We start from the raw sequence: 16,204 nt of genomic DNA, 5'->3' as shown, positions 1-16,204 counted from the left end.
AAATGTCTTCCTGTCTCTAGAGGTACAGAGATGCCAGGCGCAGTATCTCGCTCTGGTCAGTTTCTTTGGTATTGACGATCCCGGCGACCCGGCCATTGCTCATGACCATGATGCGATCCGTGATGCCGAGCAGTTCGGGCATTTCCGACGAGATGATGATGATGCCCTTGTCCTTCTTCGCCAGCTCCAGGATGAGCTGATAGATCTCGAACTTGGCCCCCACATCGATGCCGCGAGTCGGTTCGTCCAGCATTAGGATCTCCGGCTGGGTCAGCAGCCAGCGGCCGATGATCACCTTCTGCTGGTTGCCCCCCGAGAGGGAGCCGATCTGGGTCTGCTGGGTCGGTGTCTTGACCCGCATGGAGTCGATGACCCACTGGGTATCGCTCTTCATCTTGTTGTCGCTGAGCAGCCCCATGGAACCCTTGTAGTTGTCCATGTTGGCGATCAGGGAGTTGAAGGCGATGTCGAGACGCGAATAGATGCCGGTGGAGCGCCGCTCCTCGGTCACCAGTGCAAAGCCGTTGCGGATCGCCTCGTGGGCATTGTGGTTCGCCACCGGCTGACCGTGCAGCTTGATGATCCCTTCACTGCGATCACGGATGCCGAACAGGGTCTCGACGATGTCGGTGCGCTTGGCCCCCACCAGTCCGGCGATGCCGAGGATCTCCCCCTTGTGCAGGTTGAAGGTGATGTCCTGAATGGAGGGCTGGTTCTTCGCCGTCAGGTGCTCGACTTCGAGGATCACCTCTTTCGGCTGGTTGGTCTTCTCCGGGAAGCGCTGGGTCAACTCACGGCCGACCATCATGCCGATGATCTGATCCATGGTCATACCCTTGAGCGGCTGGGTCGCCACCCACTGGCCATCCCGCAATATGGTGATCTCGTCACACAGCTGGAAGATCTCTTCCATCTTGTGGGAGATGTAGACGATGCCGCAGCCCTTCTCCTTGAGCTTGTTGATGATCTTGAAGAGGTGGCTCACCTCTTTCTCGGTCAGCGAGGAAGTGGGCTCGTCCATGATGACGATCTTGGCGTCATAGGAGAACGCCTTGGCGATCTCGATCATCTGCATCTGGGAGACGGAGAGGGTACCTACCTTGACCCGCGGGTCGATGTCGATGTCCAGCTCGTCGAAGATATGCTTGGTGTCCTGATACATCTTGCCGTGGTCGACGAACAGCCCCTTGGTGGGATAGCGACCGAGCCACATGTTGTCCATCACCGAACGTTGCAGCACCAGGTTCAACTCCTGATGCACCATGGAGACGCCATTCTCCAGCGCCTCTTTGGAGGAGGTGAAGTTGATCTCCTGCCCCTTGAAGAAGATCTTGCCCTGATCCTTCTCGTAAATGCCGAACAGGCACTTGAGCAACGTGGATTTTCCTGCCCCGTTCTCGCCCATCAACGCATGCACAGAATGAGGACGGACCCGTAAATTGACATTATCGAGTGCCTTGACGCCGGGAAAGCTTTTACTGACGTCAATCATCTCCAACAGCCATTCTGATTGTTGCTGTGTTGTCATATCAGCCATCACATCTGGTTTAAACTGAGGGCAAGGGGAGACCCCTTGCCCGGGAGGAGGGAATTATTCAAATTTGGACAGGTTGTCAGCATCGACACCAACGTAGGGAACGCGCACAACCTTGTTGACGATGTTCCACTTGGTGCCTTCACCGGCCGCTTTGCCTTCCGCCAGGTTCTTGGTCAGCTCGTAGGTCGCCTTGGCCTGATTGGCAGCATCGTTCAGCACGGTACCGGCCATGGCACCGCTCTTGACCAGTGCCAGCGCTTCCGGCAGAGCATCAACCCCGAATACCGGGATGGCGGTCTTGCCCTGGGCCTTCAGCGACTCGACGGCACCCATCGCCATGCCATCGTTGTTGGCGATGACCACTTCGATCTTGTTGGCGTTGGGGCCGGAGATCCAGGCGTCCATCTTGTCCTTGGCCATGGCGGTATCCCACATACCGGTATCCATGTGCAGCTGCTCGGTCTTGATACCGCCGTCGTTCAGGGTCTTGATGACGTAGGTGGTACGGGCTTCGGCATCGGGGTGGCCCGGCTCCCCTTTCAGCAGCACGAACTGGATGACGCCATCCTTGTTCAGATCCCAGGCCGGGTTGGCTTTCCAGTGCTTGGCGATCAGCTGACCCTGGATGATGCCTGACTCCTTGGAGTCGGTACCCACGTAGTAAGCCTTGTCATAGCTGGCGAGATCGGCAGCGCTCGGCTCCTTGTTGTAGAACACCACGGGCACATCCTCGCCACGGGCCTTCTCGATCACGACCGGGGCCGCCGCCGGGTCAACCAGGTTGATGGCCAGCGCCTTCACGCCTTTGGCCAGCAGTACGTCGACCTGATCGTTCTGCTTGGACTGGTCATTCTGGGAGTCATTCATCAGCAGCTCCACCCCCGGGTTGGCCGCCGCTTCCTTCTCGATTGCCTTGCGCACTACCGCCATGAAGTTGTCGTCGTATTTGTAGACGGTCACCCCGATGCGAGTGTCGGCATGAGCGGTGGCTCCAGCCATCAGGCTCATCAGTACGGCGGCAATGGTCGTGATCTTTTTCATTGTTATGCTCCGATCTCTCTATCTGTTTTTGTAGGGAATGCTGTACACCAAGTGAACTGGCGCCAGCCTAATGTAATCAGTTTGTTGTATGACAATCTGTGATCATGACAACAAAATGAAAACGTTTACACTCTGTTACATAGCAATAAATCAATTAAAAATCATGTGGTTACATTAAAACCTTGAGACTAGGGCCCTGAACGAGGCTCTTTCTTGTTAAGCAATCGCTCAGATTCAGCGTAGAACACAGTTCCAATAGTAGCCGCCCGGCTGCAACCAATATTCCGGCCGCACGCTCTGGCTCCAGGAGTCATCACCCCCAATCCCCATATGAAAGCCATCGAGACAGAGGTGCAGCCCTCCCTCTGCCACCAGATCGGTCTGATGGCGGGCCTGTGTCAGCTGCTGCTGACTGAAGCGGCTCAGACTGAAATGGAACAGCCCTTCGACCTCGACACTACCCAGCTGCAGCTGGCGGGTGTCGCAGCGCAGCCCGTTGTCGGTCGGGAACACATACGCGGTGTGCAGCGCATCGAGCGACGACTGCCAGCGACCGAGGTCGGCAGCCAGCAGGCGATCCGGATAGTTCTCGTGCGGACCGCGCCCCAGCCAGCTCACCTCCTCCCCTGTTGCCAGCACCTCGTCGTTCAGCCAGAGCCGGGCGCCGATGCGCGGCAGAGAGGGCATCTCGGCTGCCACCTCCACCTCGATGGCGAGGCGCATGGCTCCATCCTGATCGAACTGGTGGCGCCAGCGGGTCAGCAGCTTGAGCGCATCTCCGACGAAGTAGCCGTGACACACAGTCACAACCCCTTGGTCAGGGCTCACTACCAGGTCTAAGCAACGGTGCTGCAACTCATTGAGCCCGGCCTCCTGCCAGCGAGCGATCCAAGCGTTGGGATCGGCGTGATCCGCCTCGCTGGTACCAATGTCGTTGTCGAGCGGTGCCCGGTAGAAGTGATCGGCGATGGCCTCTTTCAGTTGCTCGCGGCCCAGCTTGCACCAGCTTTGGACGCGGCCGCTGGCCTTGTCCAGCCGCCACTCGCTGGCGGCCGCCCGGATCTGCCAGCCATCCGCCAGCTCGATGAAGGTGGCCGGCGTGCGGGCGACAGGCAGCGCCAGCGGCGCAGGCAGCATGCATTGTTGGCGCGCCACCTCGTGACCGGCCACAGACCAGGGTGTGGCGGCTGGCTGCACGATGGCGAGATCCAGCCAGGCGAGCGCCCCCGGCACAAAGGCCGGCAACCGCTCCAGCAGAGTCAGCGTCACGCTTCCCTGCGGTGCCAGGGTAAGTGGGCATTCACCCTGGCTCACCACCACGCCGTCTTCGCACAGCCGCCACTGCAGCCGCTCGTTGTCCGTCTCGCGAAACAGGTATTCACTGCGGATCTCGACCGTCAGCGGCTGACGCTCGAGCATCCTCAACCCGAACGGCTGCTGGGCACGTTTTGCCTCAAACAGGGCGGGATGGGGGGTGCGGTCAGGGAACAGCAGACCGTTGCAGCAGAACTGGCGATCATTCGGGGTATCGCCGAAATCACCGCCATAGGCCCAGAAATGGCGGCCGTCATCGGTCAGCTTGTCCAGTCCCTGATCGACCCAATCCCAGACGAAACCACCCTGCAGCCGCGGATGATCGCGAAATGCCTGCCAGTAGTGGGCATAGCCCCCCAGGCTGTTGCCCATGGCGTGGGCGTATTCACACAGGATCAGCGGGCGGGTCTCTCCCGGCAGGCCGATCCACTTGGCCAGCACCCACTTGGGCACCGCTGGGAAAGGCTGATCCTGATGGGTGCGGGCATACATGGGGCAGATGATGTCGGTGGCCGGCGTATCGGCCCCACCCCCTTCGTATTGCACCGGACGGCTCGGATCCGCCCGCTTGACCCAGCCATACATGGCATCGTGGGCCGGGCCGTAGCCCGACTCGTTGCCAAGGGACCAGATGATGATGCTGGGGTGGTTGAAGTCGCGGGCCACCATGCGGGTCACCCGCTCCAGGAAGGCGTTGCTCCAGGCGGGATCCCGCGCCAGCCGCCCCATGGGGGTCATGCCATGGGTCTCCAGGTTCGCCTCGTCCACCACGTAGAGGCCGAGCCGGTCGCACAGCCGATAAAGCTCGGGGTGATTGGGGTAATGAGAGCAGCGCACCGCGTTGAAGTTGTGCCGCTTCATCAACAGCAGATCCTGCTCGATGGCGGCGGGGGTCACCACATGGCCGCTGGCCGCATCGTGTTCGTGACGGTTGGCGCCGCGAATGAACAGCGGCTGGCCGTTGACCCGCAGCAGGCCGCCACGGATCTCCACCGCCCGAAAGCCCACGTCATAGGCTTCGCTCTCGATGGGCTCCCCCTGCTCGTCCAGCAGGGTCAGGGTAAGGCGATAGAGGTGGGGGGTCTCGGCACTCCACTTGCGCGGGGCCGCCACCTCGAGCCAGCACTCGGCGCGATCGTCATACGCCCCTTTCTCGTCAATGGCTTGCGTGCCGATCGGCTGGCGCAGAGTCGCCACCCGCTCAACGCCGTCATAGAGGCAGGCCGCCACCGACAGACCGGCTCCGTTGGCCGCCTGCAGCGCGATCTTGAGGCGGCCATCGCGATAGCAGGCGTCCAGCTCTGGGGTGACCCGAATGTCCATCAGATGACGAGCCGGTTTGTGCAGCAGGCTGACGGAGCGGAAGATGCCGCTCATGCGCCACATGTCCTGATCTTCCAGATAGGAGCCGTCGGACCAGCGCAGCACCAGCACTGCCAGCCGGTTGTCACCGCTGCAGAGGAAAGAGGTCAGGTCAAATTCGGCAGGCAGCCGGCTGTCCTGGGAGTAACCGACCCAGCGGCCGTTGCAGAAGAGGTGAAAAGCGCTGTCCACCCCATCGAAGATGATCCGGGTCTGACCGCTGGCGAGCCAGTCAGCCGGCACGCTGAACTCGCGGGAGTAGCAGCCGGTGGGATTCTCGGCCGGCACCCGCGGTGGATCGCACGGGAAGGGATATTTGATGTTGGTGTAGATGGGCACATCCGTCGCAGGCCGCAACCCTGGGTAGGCCGCATCCAGCTGCCAGTTGCCCGGCACCTTGATGGCACAGGCATCCAGCAGATCCTCGACCAGCCAGTGCTCCGGCACCAGCTCGGGCGCCGCGAAGAAGGAGAAACGCCACTCCCCATCCAGCAGGGTGCGCGATGGCGAGGCGAGATCATCCCGCGCCGCGGCTTCGCTGCGCCAGCTGAACAAGGGGGTATGGGCAGACAACCGATTCACTGCGGTAATCGCCTGGGTCTGCCAGTCCTGACGGGCCACTATCTCCCTGAGCATTCTTCTCTCTCCCTGCATGAACGCCGAAAACGTATGCAGTGTAGGGGAGTTTTGCCCGGTGATCGGCGATCTCGCTCACACAGATGTAAACGATTACACTGAATTTGTTAAGTAAAACAGGGTAAAAATGCGCTAAATGTAGGTAAAAGGCGAAGGCTCCGGATCAGGCGCCGCAAAAACGGCGATCCGGAGCGATAAACGGAGGTAAATGAAAGGGATCAGCTTCGAACGGGAGCCACCGAATGGCGGTTGATTAGGGTCGGGGTGTAAATGCGGCTCTGCACCGCCTCGCTTTCGCCCGCCGCCAGCTGCAGGGCCAGCTTGGCCGCCTGGGCTGCCATCAGTTCAACCGGATAGCGCATGGTGGAGAGCTTGGGGCGCAGGTATCTGGCATAGATGATGTCATCGAAGCCCACCACCGACACCTCCTCCGGCACCTTGAGGCCGTTGTCCGCCAGCACCGAGATGGCCCCCGCCGCCATGGCATCGTTGTAGGCCACCACGGCCGTGATGGGCAGCCCCTTGGCCAGCAGGTTGAGCATGGCGCGCTCGCCGCCCTCCTCGTTGGGCATGCCGCTCTCCACCAGCTCGGGATCGGCGCGCAGCCCCGCCTCGGCCAGCGCATCCTGATAGCCCTGCAGCCGCAGGATGGCATCCTCGATGGCGTGATCCGAACTGAGGAAGGCGATGTGGCGGTGGCCCAGCTCCAGCAGATGGCGGGTCGCCGTGGCGGCCCCCTGGCGGTTGTTGAGGGCGATGCAGCGCCCCTTGAGTACCGGGATGTCGCGGTTGATCAGCACCATGCCGGGCACCCGCAGCGCGTAGTCGATCAACTCCTCGTCGCTCAGCGCCTTGCTGTGCACCACCAGCGCCTCGCAGCGCTTGCCGATCAGCAGTTCGATGGATTCGCGCTCCTGCCGTGCCTTGTGAAAACCATTACCCATCAACAGGTGCAGGCCCTGTTCCACCGCCACCGCGGCCACCCCCTTGACCAGGGCACCGAAGAAGGGATCCGCCACGTCACCCACCAGCACCCCCATGGTGTCACAGGTCTGGCTGACCAGTGCTCGCGCGTTGGCATTGGGGGTGTAGCCCAGTTCGGCCATGGCCTTCTGTACCACCTCGCGGGAGGCGGCACTGGCCTTGGGTGAGTTGTTCATCACCCGTGAAACCGTTGCCACCGATACGTTGGCCAAACGGGCGACATCCTTGATGGTACTCATGCTGTTTTCACTTATTTCACGGCTCGGGATGGCGCCATTATACCGAGCAATGTCACTGATAACAGGGGGGAAAACCATATTGATGAAATAACGACCACCAAAACGAGTGTAATCGTTTACACATATTTGTTAGCCAGTTCACAGTTTGCCCGCCGGCCCCTCGGCTAGACTCCTTCACAGGCTTTTTTCAGCGTGGAGATGAGGATGAAAGTACTGGTCACCGGCGGCTGCGGCTACATCGGCAGCCACACCTGCCTGGCACTGCAAGCGGCTGGCATGGAGCCCGTGGTGGTGGACAACCTCTGCAACAGCAAGGCGGGCGTACTGGCTCGCATCGCCGCCATCAGCGGGCGCGAGCCCCGCTTCTATCAGGGGGACATCCGTGACCCGGCTCTGCTGGATTGCATCTTCAGCGAGCAACGGATCGACGCCGTGATCCACTTTGCCGCCCTCAAGGCGGTCGGGGAGTCCACCCGCCTCCCCCTCGCATACTACGAGAACAACCTGAGCGGCACCCTGGTATTGCTGCAGGCGATGCAGCGGGCCGGCGTCCATAATCTGGTGTTCAGCTCGTCGGCCACCGTCTACGGTGACCCGGCCAGCACCCCCATCCGGGAGGATTTCCCGCGCAGCGCCACCAACCCCTACGGCCGATCCAAGCTGATCATCGAAGAGATCCTCGAGGATCTGCAACGGGCCGAGCCGCACTGGAGCATGACCCTGCTGCGCTACTTCAACCCGGTTGGCGCCCACGAGTCGGGCACCATGGGGGAAGATCCCCAGGGGATCCCCAACAACCTCATGCCGTTTTTGACCCAGGTCGCCATCGGCCGGCGCGACTGCCTTTCCATCTTTGGTAACGATTACCCCACCGTCGACGGCACCGGTGTGCGCGACTACATCCACGTCATGGATCTCGCCGAAGGGCACGTCAAGGCGCTGCAGCACTGCGCCAGCAAGGGTGGCGTACACGTCTACAACCTGGGCACGGGCCAGGGCCAGAGCGTGCTGCAGATGGTCACGGCGTTCGAGACGGCCAGCGGCCGCCCCTTGCCCTATCGCATCGAACCAAGACGCCCCGGCGACATCGCCGAATGCTGGGCCGATCCCGCCAAGGCCGAGCGCGAGCTGGGCTGGCGTGCCCGGCGGGATCTGGCCGCCATGTGTGCCGACAGCTGGCGCTGGCAATCCGCCAACCCCCAGGGGTACGAGGCGTGATGTCCGTTTTGCTCCCTTCTCCCGTCGCGGGAGAGGGGCCACAGATGAGCGGCGCGCCCGCCCTCATCACTGCCCGCAATTCCTTTTATTGAGCTTGAGGAGTGATGATGTTCAACCCGGTTGATCACCCCCACCGTCGTTTCAACCCGCTGACCGGTCAATACGTGCTGGTCTCCCCTCACAGAGCCAAGCGCCCCTGGCAGGGCCAGGTCGAGAAGGTGAGCCAGGCGCCGAGCCAGGCCCATGACCCCGACTGCTTCCTCTGTGCCGGCAACAAGCGCGTCACCGGCGACCAGAACCCCGACTATCGGGATACCTTCGTCTTTACCAACGACTTTGCCGCCCTGATGCAGGACACCCCGGCCGCCAGTGGCCAGCAGGATCCCCTGCTCAAGCTGGAAGCCGCCCGTGGCACCAGCCGGGTCATCTGCTTCTCGCCGGATCACGGCAAGACCCTGCCCGAACTGCCCCTGCCTGCCATCGAGCAGGTGATCACCACCTGGATGGAGCAGGTGGCCGAGCTGTCGGCCCAGTGGGAGTGGGTACAGGTGTTTGAAAACAAGGGCGCCGTCATGGGTTGCTCCAACCCTCATCCCCACGGTCAGCTGTGGGGCAGCGACTTCCTGCCCAATGAAATTGCCCGCGAAGAGCAGCACCAGCGCGACTGGCTGGCGGAGCACGGCCGCCCGCTGCTGGTCGACTACGTGGAGCGGGAGCTGCAGGATCGCTCCCGCATCGTGGTGGAGACCGCCCACTGGCTGGCGGTAGTCCCCTTCTGGGCGGCCTGGCCATTCGAGACCCTGCTGCTGCCCAAGCGCCACATTCCCTCTCTGCTCGACCTCACCCCCGAGCTGCAGCAGGATCTGGCCATCGCGCTCAAGGAGCTCACCAGTCGCTACGACAACCTGTTCGAGTGCAGCTTCCCCTACTCCATGGGCTGGCACTTTGCCCCGCCCCGCTCCGACTGCCCAGAGGCGTGGCAACTGCATGCCCACTTCTATCCGCCGCTGCTGCGCTCCGCCACGGTGCGCAAATTCATGGTGGGCTTCGAGATGCTGGCCGAGACCCAGCGTGACCTTACCCCGGAACAAGCCGCGGAACGGCTGCGCGCACTGTCCCCCATTCATTACAACCAGGCTGACGGGGAGAAGCGATGAAACCCAGTCAATGTGTTCCGACCCCGGAGCAAGCCGCGGAACGGCTGCGGGCGCTTTCCCCCATTCATTACAACCAGACCAATCAGGCCAACGAGGAGGCCCTATGACCCCGAGCCAGCGCGTCAGCGCCGTGTTTGCCGAGCAGTTTGAGCAACAACCCGACCTGCTGGTGCGGGCCCCCGGCCGCGTCAACCTCATCGGCGAGCACACCGACTACAACGACGGCTTCGTGCTGCCCTGCGCCATCGACTACGAGACCTGCGTCGCCATCGGCCTGCGCGATGACAGCCTGGTGCACGTGATCGCCGCCGACTACGGCAACCAGCGCGACCTGTTCGATCTCGACCAGCCCATCGGCCACCATGCCGACCAGCGCTGGAGCGACTACATCCGCGGGGTGGTGAAGTACCTGCAGGAGCGGGGCTATCCGCTGCGCGGCCTCAATCTGGTGGTCTCCGGCAACGTGCCGCAGGGGGCCGGCCTCTCCTCTTCCGCCTCGCTGGAAGTGGCCATCGGCCAGGCCTTCAAGGAGGCGCTGGGGCTCGCCATCACGCAAGCCGAGATTGCCCTCAACGGCCAGCAGGCGGAGAACCAGTTCGTCGGCTGCAACTGCGGCATCATGGACCAGATGATCTCCGCCAGCGGCAAACAGGATCACGCCCTGCTGCTCGACTGCCGCTCGCTGGAAACCCGACTCATCCCCATGCCCACCGATCTGGCGGTGCTGATCGTCAACTCCAACGTGCGCCGCGGCCTGGTGGACAGCGAATACAACACCCGCCGCCAGCAGTGCGAAGCCGCCGCCCGTCACTACGGGGTCAAGGCGCTGCGCGATCTGGATCTGGCGGCGCTGGAAGCGGGCAAGGCCGGGCTGGATGAGGTCTGTTATCGTCGTGCCCGTCACGTGGTGGGTGACAACAGCCGCACCCTGGCCGCCGCCGATGCGCTGGCGCAAGGGGATCTGGTGCGCCTCGGCGAGCTGATGGCCGACTCCCACGCCGCCATGCGCGATGACTTCGAAATTACCGTGCCCGCCATCGACGGTCTGGTGGAGATCATCAAGGCCAGGATCGGCACCGAAGGCGGTGTGCGGATGACCGGCGGCGGCTTCGGTGGCTGCGTGGTCGCCCTGCTGCACCCCGACAAGGTGGCCGAGGTGATCGCCGCGGTCGATGCCGAGTACCCGGCCCGCTTCGGCCTCAAGGCCGACAGCTACGTCTGCCGCGCCAGCGCAGGGGCGGGAAAACTATGAGCCCATTGATGATGCAGGCCGACGGCGACGTCGGCCGGATCGGCAACACAGGTGCAGGCAGACTATGAGCGATGCCATGATCCCGTTCGAGCTGGAAAACGAGGAGGGGCTGCGCCTGCGCGGCCTCGATTTCGGCGCCACCCTCACCTCCCTCACCCTGCCGGTGGCGGGCGGGCGCCGCGAAGTGCTGCTGGGCTGCGCCGATGAGGCCTACCCCGCCCAGCAGGTGTGGCTGGGGGCGGTGGCGGGGCGCTTTGCCAACCGCATCGGCAACGCCGAGCTGCTGCGCGACGGCCAGCGCTGGCCGCTGGATGCCAACCAGCCGCCCCACTGCCTGCACGGCGGACGGGCGGGGTTTCATCGCCAGCACTGGCAGATCAAGGAGCGGGAGGCGGACCGGGTCAGACTGACCCTGCTCTCCCGGGCGGGGGATCAGGGCTTTCCCGGCAACCTGCGGGTCACGCTGGAGTACCGGCTGGAACAGTGCGATCTGGTGGTGGATTTCGTCGCCAGCACGGATGCCGCCACCCCGGTCAGCCTCACCAGCCACACCTACTTCAATCTCGATGGACAAGCCGCCGACGGCGATGTGCGCAATCACCTCATCCGCCTCAATGCCGACCGTTTCCTGCCGACCGACCCGAGCGGGCTGCCACTCACGATCGCACCGGTGGAGGGGCCGTTCGATCTGCGCCGTGAGCGCCTTATCGGACAAGATTGGCTGAGCCACCCTCAGCTGCAACAGGCCAAGGGGTATGACCACGCCTTTGTGCTCAACGGGCCGACCGCCGAGTGCGCGGCGCGGGTAGTCTCGGGGGATCGCCAGCTGGCCATGGAGGTCTACACCAACCAGCCCTCGCTGCAGTTCTACACCGGCAACTGGCTGGCCAATACGCCGGCACGCGATGGCCAACTCCATCAGGATCACGCCGGCTTCTGTCTGGAGGCCCAGCAACTGCCGGACAGCCCCAACCGGCCCGAGCTGGGGGATCCCTGGCTGTTGCCGGGGCAGACTTATCGTCACCAGACCCGTTATCGCTTTATCGCCGCCAGCTGACCCCGGCCCTCTCCGGCAGACCTGCGCTGACCACCACAGGCGCGGCCGGGGCGGCGTCACCGTTTCGCGGCACTCTGGCTACACGCTGGCCCCGCGCGCTCTGCTCCACGCCGACATGGCGGATGAAGAGGGCGCGGGGTCACCCCGTCACATCCGCTCGCACACAAGTTCACGCAAGGAGTCGTTATGGATGATCACTACCTCGCCGCCCCCGACCGCTACCAGCGCCAGCCCTATCGACCCGCCGGTCGCCACGGCCTGCGTCTGCCCGGCATCGGTCTCGGCCTCTGGCACAACTTCGGCGCCGAGTGCGATCCCGCCACCGCAAAAGCCATGGTGCACCAGGCGTTCGATCTGGGCATCACCCACTTCGATCTGGCCAACAACTACGGGCCGCCGCCGGGGTCGGCCGAGATCACCTTCGGCAAGCTGCTCAAGGGGAGCCTGGCTCCCTATCGAGACGAGCTCATCATCGCCAGCAAGGCGGGATACATCATGTGGGATGGCCCCTACGGCGACGGCGGCAGCGCCAAATACCTGTTTGCCAGCCTGCACCAGAGCCTGCGCCGGCTCGGTCTCGACTACGTGGACATCTTCTATCACCACAGGCCGGATCCGCGCACCCCGCTGGAGGAGACCTGTCAGGCGCTGGCCCTGATGGTACGTCAGGGCAAGGCGCTCTACGTCGGCCTCTCCAACTACCCGGCCCCGCTCGCCGCGCAGGCCGCCGCCCGGCTGGCGGAGCTGGGCACCCCCTGTCTGGTCAATCAGCTCAAATACTCCCTGTTCCAGCGCGATATTGAAGCCGACACCCTGCCGGTCTGCCGCGAGCACGGCATGGGGGTGGTCGCCTTCTCCCCGCTGGCCGGCGGGCTGCTGAGCGATCGCTACCTGGCCGGCATTCCAGCGGATTCGCGCGCCGCCAGTGCCAGCCCCTTCCTCAAGCCCGAGCAGATCACCGCCGGCAAGCTGGCCACCATCCGAGCCCTGCATGCGCTGGCGCAGCAGCGGGGCCAACCGCTGTCGCAACTGGCGCTGCAGTGGGTGCTGCGCGACGCTGTGGTGAGCTGCGCCCTGATCGGTGCCAGCAGCCCGCAACAGATTGTCAGCGCGGTGGAAGCCCAGGCCCAACCCCCGCTGGATGCGGCGCTGCTGCAGCAAATCGAGGGGATCCTGGCCAGCCAGGGCACCGCCTGATCGGGGCCGATGCCGACAGCGAACAAATATGACCCGAACGAAAACCCATGACCCCGCCGTCGATCCCGCCGGCGCGGCCTGGCACCGACACAATATTCACTGGTTGCCCGCCCGATTTTCCTCCATCATTGGTCGCCCCTGGCTCGGCTCGGGGCCGACTTCATCCGGACCAATAATCAAGAGATCTGAAACATGACAGAGTCTTACGCCCTGTTTGTCGCCTTCGTGCTGGGCATAGTGGAGGGCCTGACCGAGTTCCTCCCCGTCTCCTCCACCGGCCACATGATCATCGTCGGCCACCTGCTTGGCTTCGACGGCCCCAAGGCTGCCACCTTCGAAGTGGTGATCCAGATGGGCTCCATCCTGGCGGTGGTCGCCGTGTTCTGGCGCCGCCTGTTTGGCCTGATCGGCATCCACTTCGGCCAAAAACCGGCGCAGGGACACGCCACCCTCTCGCTGGTGCACATCATCCTCGGCATGCTGCCCGCCGTGATCATCGGCCTCGCCATCCACAGCTGGATCAAGGCTCATCTGTTCGGCCCGCAAACCGTGATGTACGCCCTGGTGGCCGGCGGCATCCTGCTGATCATCGCCGAGAAGTTCCGCCCGGCAGTGCGCTCCGAAACCCTGGACGACATCAGCTACAAGCAGGCGCTCGGCATCGGTCTGTTCCAGTGCCTGGCGCTCTGGCCTGGTTTCTCCCGCTCCGGTGCCACCATCAGCGGCGGCATGCTGATGGGGATCAGCCGTCAGGCTGCGGCCGAGTTCTCCTTCATCCTGGCGGTACCCATGATGGTGGCGGCCAGCGGACTGGATCTCTACAAGAGCCGGGATCTGCTCTCCATGGCCGACTTCCCCATGTTCGCGGTGGGCTTCATCACCGCCTTCGTGGTGGCCATGATCGCCATCAAGACCTTCCTGGCGCTGATCCGTCGCCTCGACTTCATCCCGTTCGCCATCTACCGCTTCGTGGTGGCCTTCGCCGTCTATCTGGTGTTCGTCGCCTGATCCGGCCGCGACACCATGCAAAAAGGGACCTAGAGGGTCCCTTTTTTATTGCCGCCATGACTCAGTAGAGGCGATGGCTGATGCCGTTCAGCAGCCGCGACAACCCCTTGGTGAACTGGACCGGCGCATCCTGCACCGTGTAGCAGAGGCAGCCGTCCGGGGTGTGCGGACTGTGGGCATGGCTGGCATCGCGCCAGATGAAGTCCCCGGCCTGATAGCGGGTGTCGCCATCTTCGATGGTGCCTGCCAGCAGCAGGGTCAGCTCGTAGCCCTTGTGGGTGTGCTCCGGGATGCGGCCACCCGCCTCTATGTGCAGCAGGCTGGCGCGGGCCCCCTGCTCGTCGAGCGGCAGGCTCACCTGCCGGATGGCGCCGATGTGACGCCAGCTGGGGGCGTGGTGACGGGCCAGCACCCGCGGCAACCGGTACGACTGGCCCGCCACCTGCAGCTCGGGCTGGACCGCCGTCGACTGACTCAACGCGGCCGCACTGGCCACCGGCTGCTGCAGGATGCCGGCCAGCATGGCATCGAACGCCGCCGGCAAGGGCTCGCACTCTTCGGTGGGCGCCAGGTATTGCCGGGCCAGCTCCTCTTCGCAGGCCCGCAGCCGGGCCGCACAATCGGGGCAGAGCTCGCAGTGAGCGGAAACGCCGACGGCCAGCGGCAGGGGCAGTTCGTCGGCGGCAAAGGCGCGCAACATGGCCTGAACGGGATGGGCTTTAATCATGGCCTTGCTCCACTTGTTCCTTCAATTTTTGTAATGCCAGTCTGAGGCGGGATTTGATGGTGCCGAGCGGCACGCCGAGCCGGTCTGCCAGCTCCTGCTGGGAGAGCTCCTGCAGGTAGATGCCGCGCACCACCTGCTGCTGCGGTTCCGGCAAGGTGCCGACGTAATGGGCCATCTGGCGGGTCAGCACGGCGTCTTCGCCGCCGCTCAGGTGCTCCTCTTCCGCCCTGAACTCCAGCATGGGCCACAGCTCTTCGGCACAGAGTTCTTCCTTGCTGGCGCGGCGTCGGCGCAGCATGTCGAAGCCCTGATTGCGCATCACGGTGTAGATCCAGGTGGTGGCAGCCCCCTTGTCGGGGTGATAGAGCCGGGCCTTCTGCCACACCAGCAGCATGGTCTCCTGCACCAGCTCCATGGCGTTGGCCTCGCTGCCGAGGTGGCGCAGCCCGTAGCTGCGGATGCGCGGGGCAAAGTGCTGGAACAGGGTGGCGAAGGCGGCCTTGTCGCCATGCTCGGCCACCCGCACCAACAGGGATTTCAGATCGCCGGCGGGGTCATCCATGGGGGGCGATATCCTGTGCGGAGTCGATTGTGATTGGCCAGTATATGCCATGGCGCCGTACCTTGAAGAGGGTGATGAGTGCCAATACGTGCGCCGCAGCAAAAGGATCACTGGCGCCGTATCAAAGAGGGCTCAGTGGCTGGCGACCAGCAACCCGCTCAGCAGGGAGAGCGCCGGCTGGTTGTCTTCCGCCGCCACCAGCCACTGCTTCTGCTCCACCGGGATGGGCAGCACCTCCAGCCAGCGCTGGGCCACCCAGCTGGCATCACCCCAGTCGGGGTTGCGATAGAGGGCCGCGTATTCCGGATAGTCCTCGAACACCTCCTGCAGCGCCCTGGCCAGCGAGTGCTGGTCGGCATTGAGCCGGCCGGTGCGCCAGGGGGGCAATTGCTCCACCTCCCCAAGCCGCAAGCCGTCAGCCTCCTGCCACAGATCGGTGATCCTGACCCGCTCCATGCCAAGCACAGTGATGCCGAGCAGGCCGTCCGGCAGTTGATCGAAGTCGACGATCCTCACCCGGGTGGCGATGGGGTACATGTTGCGCAGCGCATCGGGCTGGCGGGGATCCAGCATGCAGAGGGCGAAGCCCTGATCTCCCGCCTGGGCGATCATGCGCTGGTATCTGGGCTCGAAGATGCGCAGCGGCATGATGCCACCGGGCAGCAGATGGGCCGAGAGGGGAAACAGCGCCAGTTTCATCGACAGATTCCTCGGTAAAAGGTCCCTGTTGATACGACCGTGCCGACGGGGCAGATCATTCAGAACGAGTTGGAATAAAAAACCCCTTAACAATCAGGGGAAAATAGCCTGGACAAGCCGCTTCGATATGCAGTAGAAATGGATAAGCACCACAATTTCCGTCCAATATTCTGGATTACGGTGCCAAATGCAGTGAAATATCCGCCCGTCCAAC

At 63.5% G+C, this 16,204-nt stretch carries 13 protein-coding genes; 6 read left to right on the top strand and 7 right to left on the bottom strand.

Features of this window, described 5'->3' with window-relative positions:
* Window positions 1–16: 16 nt before the first annotated feature.
* The 4 genes from mglA to OKC29_RS12910 all read right to left on the bottom strand — a co-directional run bounded on the left by mglA (window position 17) and on the right by OKC29_RS12910 (window position 7,113).
* The gene (gene mglA, locus OKC29_RS12925) at window positions 17–1,537 is read right to left on the bottom strand and encodes a galactose/methyl galactoside ABC transporter ATP-binding protein MglA (RefSeq protein WP_011707761.1); all 1,521 of its coding nucleotides are present in this window, start codon (window positions 1,535–1,537) and stop codon (window positions 17–19) included.
* Between the two features lie 54 nt (window positions 1,538–1,591).
* The gene (gene mglB / locus OKC29_RS12920) at window positions 1,592–2,578 is read right to left on the bottom strand and encodes a galactose/glucose ABC transporter substrate-binding protein MglB (protein WP_073352126.1); all 987 of its coding nucleotides are present in this window, start codon (window positions 2,576–2,578) and stop codon (window positions 1,592–1,594) included.
* A 234-nt stretch (window positions 2,579–2,812) separates the two neighbouring features.
* Window positions 2,813–5,890 (bottom strand): beta-galactosidase, encoded by a 3,078-nt coding sequence (locus tag OKC29_RS12915; protein ID WP_073352128.1) that lies wholly within the window; start codon window positions 5,888–5,890, stop codon window positions 2,813–2,815.
* A gap of 218 nt (window positions 5,891–6,108) precedes the next feature.
* A complete protein-coding gene (locus OKC29_RS12910; protein WP_073352130.1) occupies window positions 6,109–7,113 on the bottom strand; it encodes a substrate-binding domain-containing protein in 1,005 nt (334 codons plus the stop codon).
* A 204-nt stretch (window positions 7,114–7,317) separates the two neighbouring features.
* Between OKC29_RS12910 and galE the strand changes: the two genes are divergently transcribed.
* From galE to bacA, 6 genes are all read left to right on the top strand, one after another.
* A complete protein-coding gene (gene galE, locus OKC29_RS12905; RefSeq protein WP_073352132.1) occupies window positions 7,318–8,331 on the top strand; it encodes a UDP-glucose 4-epimerase GalE in 1,014 nt (337 codons plus the stop codon).
* Window positions 8,332–8,438: 107 nt separating this feature from the next.
* Window positions 8,439–9,488: a UDP-glucose--hexose-1-phosphate uridylyltransferase gene (locus tag OKC29_RS12900; protein ID WP_073352615.1), complete on the top strand. Its 1,050-nt coding sequence runs from the start codon at window positions 8,439–8,441 to the stop codon at window positions 9,486–9,488.
* A gap of 103 nt (window positions 9,489–9,591) precedes the next feature.
* On the top strand, window positions 9,592–10,740 hold the full coding sequence (gene galK / locus OKC29_RS12895; protein ID WP_011707767.1) for a galactokinase: 1,149 nt from the start codon (window positions 9,592–9,594) through the stop codon (window positions 10,738–10,740).
* A 64-nt stretch (window positions 10,741–10,804) separates the two neighbouring features.
* A complete protein-coding gene (gene galM / locus OKC29_RS12890) occupies window positions 10,805–11,797 on the top strand; it encodes a galactose-1-epimerase (RefSeq protein ID WP_162275790.1) in 993 nt (330 codons plus the stop codon).
* 186 nt (window positions 11,798–11,983) lie between these two features.
* Window positions 11,984–12,994 carry an aldo/keto reductase gene (locus OKC29_RS12885; RefSeq protein WP_073352136.1) on the top strand — a complete coding sequence of 337 codons (1,011 nt, stop codon included), beginning with the start codon at window positions 11,984–11,986 and terminating at the stop codon, window positions 12,992–12,994.
* 192 nt (window positions 12,995–13,186) lie between these two features.
* A complete protein-coding gene (bacA, locus tag OKC29_RS12880) occupies window positions 13,187–14,002 on the top strand; it encodes an undecaprenyl-diphosphate phosphatase (RefSeq protein WP_011707770.1) in 816 nt (271 codons plus the stop codon).
* A 61-nt stretch (window positions 14,003–14,063) separates the two neighbouring features.
* On the opposite strand, the gene OKC29_RS12875 is transcribed toward bacA, so the two are convergent.
* From OKC29_RS12875 to OKC29_RS12865, 3 genes are all read right to left on the bottom strand, one after another.
* Complete coding sequence (locus OKC29_RS12875) at window positions 14,064–14,729, bottom strand: ChrR family anti-sigma-E factor (RefSeq protein WP_073352138.1); 666 nt, start codon at window positions 14,727–14,729, stop codon at window positions 14,064–14,066.
* On the bottom strand, window positions 14,722–15,291 hold the full coding sequence (locus tag OKC29_RS12870; RefSeq protein ID WP_016352315.1) for a sigma-70 family RNA polymerase sigma factor: 570 nt from the start codon (window positions 15,289–15,291) through the stop codon (window positions 14,722–14,724). Before OKC29_RS12870 ends, OKC29_RS12875 begins: the two co-directional genes overlap by 8 nt.
* A gap of 132 nt (window positions 15,292–15,423) precedes the next feature.
* Complete coding sequence (locus OKC29_RS12865) at window positions 15,424–15,990, bottom strand: LON peptidase substrate-binding domain-containing protein (RefSeq protein ID WP_043164119.1); 567 nt, start codon at window positions 15,988–15,990, stop codon at window positions 15,424–15,426.
* Window positions 15,991–16,204 lie beyond the last annotated feature (214 nt).

The organism is Aeromonas sp. QDB34 (genome assembly GCF_027705405.1).
Lineage (GTDB): Bacteria > Pseudomonadota > Gammaproteobacteria > Enterobacterales > Aeromonadaceae > Aeromonas > Aeromonas hydrophila.
The sequence above is the reverse complement of the archived record's forward strand: the minus strand, read 5'-3'. Positions and strand labels throughout refer to the sequence as shown.

Bases quoted from the DNA above. Each gene is read 5' to 3' on its own strand.
- mglA (WP_011707761.1), bottom strand. From the start codon at position 1,537: ATGGCTGATATGACAACACAGCAACAATCAGAATGGCTGTTGGAGATG.
- mglB (WP_073352126.1), bottom strand. From the start codon at position 2,578: ATGAAAAAGATCACGACCATTGCCGCCGTACTGATGAGCCTGATGGCT.
- OKC29_RS12915 (WP_073352128.1), bottom strand. From the start codon at position 5,890: ATGCTCAGGGAGATAGTGGCCCGTCAGGACTGGCAGACCCAGGCGATT.
- OKC29_RS12910 (WP_073352130.1), bottom strand. From the start codon at position 7,113: ATGAGTACCATCAAGGATGTCGCCCGTTTGGCCAACGTATCGGTGGCA.
- galE (WP_073352132.1), top strand. From the start codon at position 7,318: ATGAAAGTACTGGTCACCGGCGGCTGCGGCTACATCGGCAGCCACACC.
- OKC29_RS12900 (WP_073352615.1), top strand. From the start codon at position 8,439: ATGTTCAACCCGGTTGATCACCCCCACCGTCGTTTCAACCCGCTGACC.
- galK (WP_011707767.1), top strand. From the start codon at position 9,592: ATGACCCCGAGCCAGCGCGTCAGCGCCGTGTTTGCCGAGCAGTTTGAG.
- galM (WP_162275790.1), top strand. From the start codon at position 10,805: ATGAGCGATGCCATGATCCCGTTCGAGCTGGAAAACGAGGAGGGGCTG.
- OKC29_RS12885 (WP_073352136.1), top strand. From the start codon at position 11,984: ATGGATGATCACTACCTCGCCGCCCCCGACCGCTACCAGCGCCAGCCC.
- bacA (WP_011707770.1), top strand. From the start codon at position 13,187: ATGACAGAGTCTTACGCCCTGTTTGTCGCCTTCGTGCTGGGCATAGTG.
- OKC29_RS12875 (WP_073352138.1), bottom strand. From the start codon at position 14,729: ATGATTAAAGCCCATCCCGTTCAGGCCATGTTGCGCGCCTTTGCCGCC.
- OKC29_RS12870 (WP_016352315.1), bottom strand. From the start codon at position 15,291: ATGGATGACCCCGCCGGCGATCTGAAATCCCTGTTGGTGCGGGTGGCC.
- OKC29_RS12865 (WP_043164119.1), bottom strand. From the start codon at position 15,990: ATGAAACTGGCGCTGTTTCCCCTCTCGGCCCATCTGCTGCCCGGTGGC.